The sequence below is a fragment of the Brunnivagina elsteri CCALA 953 genome (genome assembly GCF_002289455.1).
In the GTDB taxonomy this organism is placed as follows: Bacteria; Cyanobacteriota; Cyanobacteriia; order Cyanobacteriales; family Nostocaceae; genus Brunnivagina; species Brunnivagina elsteri.
The window spans coordinates 1-2,984 of sequence record NZ_NTFS01000586.1 but is presented as its reverse complement, the minus strand read 5'-3'; the positions used below and the strand labels follow the sequence as shown (position 1 = coordinate 2,984).

The window sequence follows — 2,984 nt, the reverse complement described above, 5'->3', positions numbered from 1 at the left end:
CGATCACAATTCAAAACTTTGTAAATAATTGCTGCGATCGCATACCAAATAGCATACATAAATTTGAAACTTTAGTCAGGACTTGCTTGGGTTTACCAATGGGGGAATTAGAGATGCTATTTTCCCATTTATTGGGATTGTCTCATAGTCTCGAAGAACTAATTGATGGGGTTTTAGCTTACAAAAAAAACAAACTTAAAAATCAAGGTATAGAATTTATTAGCGAGCCAGATGTACCCCAAGCTGGTGGATTAGATTTATTAGAAAACATTTTAGAACGTGCTGCGGTATTACTCAAACCTGAAGCGAAACAACACAATCTCAGTTTTCCCAAGGGTATGATACTCTGGGGACCACCAGGTACTGGGAAGTCACTCAGTGCGAAATTGGCAGCGAAGAAAATGGGTGTACCAATGGTTGCTGCTGATTGGGCTGGATTACGGGGTACAACTGCTTACGAGTCGAGGAAAAATTTGCGGGAGTTTCTACAATTTTGCGACGCGAATGGAGAACATGGTTTAGTTCTTTATTTTGACGATTTCGACAAGGGATTTGCGGGTTTTGATTCCGATAATGATGGTGGTGTATCGCGTCAATTAGCCGGTAAATTATTGACGTGGATGCAAGAGAGGACATCCCAAGTTTTAGTAATGGCAACTGTTAACAGATTAGAGTTTTTACCACCCGAATTAGTACGTCGTTTTGATGAGATTATTTTTGTTGATTTACCCCACGCTGGTGCGAGATATGAAATCTTTAAATTGCACTTGGCTAAATATTTTCCGGGATTAGATTTTAGTGAAAAGGATTGGTGGCGTTTGTTGAGGGAAACGAAGTTATTAACCCCAGCAGAAATTGCTTTGATGGTTAGAAAAACAGCCGAGAATGCTTTTTATTGGAATACGCAGGAGCTTTCTAGTGATGAGCTTGGGGAAAAGCCTCTAAGCGTTACTGTGAGGGATTTTTTAGAGGTGCGTTAGCGAAGCTGACCGCAGGTATCGCAGTTTACTCCTAGCATGATTCGGGAAGAGGATAAAATTGTCGAGATTCGTAATAAAGCGGTTTATGCTCGTCCTGCTGCGTCCCCAGATACGAGTCGTTGGGCAAAGGAAACAGAGGTTTTGTTTGGGGATTGAAAGATTTTCAATAAATGGGGAATCTTAAAACAAAATGCCAATATAGCTTGCTCAAAAAGCTATAGTAAAAACGGTTCCAAATTGTCATTTTGTAGCTTGCGACAGTGTAACAAAGTTTATTTTTTGTCCATTTGGAATATATATTCGCTCGGATTCTCTAGTTTTAGCAAAAGTTATTGATTAGAGCGCCAGTATTTATCTCAAAAGTCTAGTACAGTTCGGCGTAAATAAACCAACCATTGAAAATAGACAAAAAGCTTGTTTTATCGGCTTTATTCCTACCTTCGGAAGCCGCTACCCTAGCGGGAACGCTAAGAGCGAACGCGTCTACTGCCTCCTGCCTACTTACAGAAGCCGCTCCGCGTCTACTTACTTCTGCCTTCACGTACTAGCTTAATGGCGTTGTTCAATTTGCTGCTGAAAGTAAGTCCTCAAACTGCCTGCCAAAGCTGTCACCTGAATTGCCCGACGAACCAAATCGTCATTAGCTTCACGTACATAGATTTGTACGATGTCAGCAACTGTGATGTTGTTTTCGTCGCGTCTCACCAGTTCGATCGCATCGCCCACACCAACTTCACCTTCTTGTACCACTGAAAAATAAATGCCGCTTAAACGGCTGTTCAAAAACCGTTTAACCATATCATCGCGCCCAAACTTGAGATTGAGTTTGAAGCAGGGAAACCGGGGTTGCGTCACCATCAGTTCGGCGGTACCAATGCGAAAGCGATCCCCAATGTTCACGTTTGTTTCTGATAAGCCCTCAATTGTCAGATTTTCACCAAATGACCCCCAGGGCAACGTTTCATCGGGTAGCTCCCTCTGCCAGTAAGTGTAATGTTCCAGTGGATAAGCATAAACAGCCTTTTCCTCGCCTCCGTGTACAGTTAGATCGGCTTGGCGATCGCCCTCCAGATTCAGATAACTCACCTGCACCCGTTCTGTAACAGGCTTTTTGAAAATTCCAGTTAAAACGGGTCTGCCTTTCCAGAGGACTTCACGGGGGAATCCAACATTCACAGAAATGACTTTCATTGTTGTGTTTTCCTAAAGTAAATGGGCAGTCAGGTCCTCATGCAGTAACTCTAAGTAAAAATAAAGCAGAGGATGCGTCGCTGATAACCTCACCCTCTCCTGAGAGGGCAAAGTATCCGGTGTCGAGAAATATACCTCGGTCGTTTTCAAATCCCGCTCAAAGGCTTTCGCACCTTTTGGATCAAAAACGGATCGTTCTTGCACCAAACCACTAGAGAGAGATCGAAAAATCGAGAGGTTAGAGCAAGAAAATCAAGCAATACGTGAAAGAATGGCAAAGCTAGAGATACGTTTGGGGCTAGAGAGCCAAACTAGTTTAAACCCATATTTAAAGTCTACATTTTAAAATATCACTATTTACGTACATCAATTTTACGTCAATAGTCAAGTACACAAATTAAAGATATTAACCGATAATTTTTCATAAAATCTCTCAATATTGATTTATGAAAATTAGTCGATTTGTATTCTCTCTTTTCTTTACCACAACTAGCATTTACTTAACGTCTCTATCCATAGCCCAAACTCAACCAAATTTACCCACTCGCTTAATACCTCTTGCCACGGGTAAGGAAATATTATTGCCTGATTGGCAGAGGATTTCATTAAGCCAAATGCCTCCAATCCAAAAAAATGGCTCGATAAAAATTAACGGATTTTCTCGTCAATGGAATGCAGGAGATACACCAGATAAATACTTAACTTTGGGTGATATTGATGAAGCTCTAAAGCCTCAATTATTCAGTTTGAGTAACATTACCAATATAATTAATATACCCAATACCTCTACATTAGATAAATTCCCATTATTAG

General features: G+C 40.9%; 2 protein-coding genes and 1 pseudogene. 2 read left to right on the top strand and 1 reads right to left on the bottom strand.

Going from position 1 to position 2,984, the window contains the following annotated elements; translation table 11 throughout:
* Positions 1 to 980 (top strand): ATP-binding protein (locus tag CK510_RS28715; RefSeq protein ID WP_245912488.1); only part of this gene is annotated, 980 nt, incomplete at its 5' end.
* Between the two features lie 549 nt (positions 981 to 1,529).
* Here the strand turns inward: CK510_RS28715 and CK510_RS28710 are convergent.
* Positions 1,530 to 2,171 (bottom strand): MOSC domain-containing protein, encoded by a 642-nt coding sequence (locus CK510_RS28710; RefSeq protein ID WP_095724881.1) that lies wholly within the window; start codon positions 2,169 to 2,171, stop codon positions 1,530 to 1,532.
* A gap of 446 nt (positions 2,172 to 2,617) precedes the next feature.
* Here CK510_RS28710 and CK510_RS31290 point away from each other — a divergent pair.
* Positions 2,618 to 2,984: pseudogene (locus tag CK510_RS31290) on the top strand (M23 family peptidase); the annotation flags it as partial.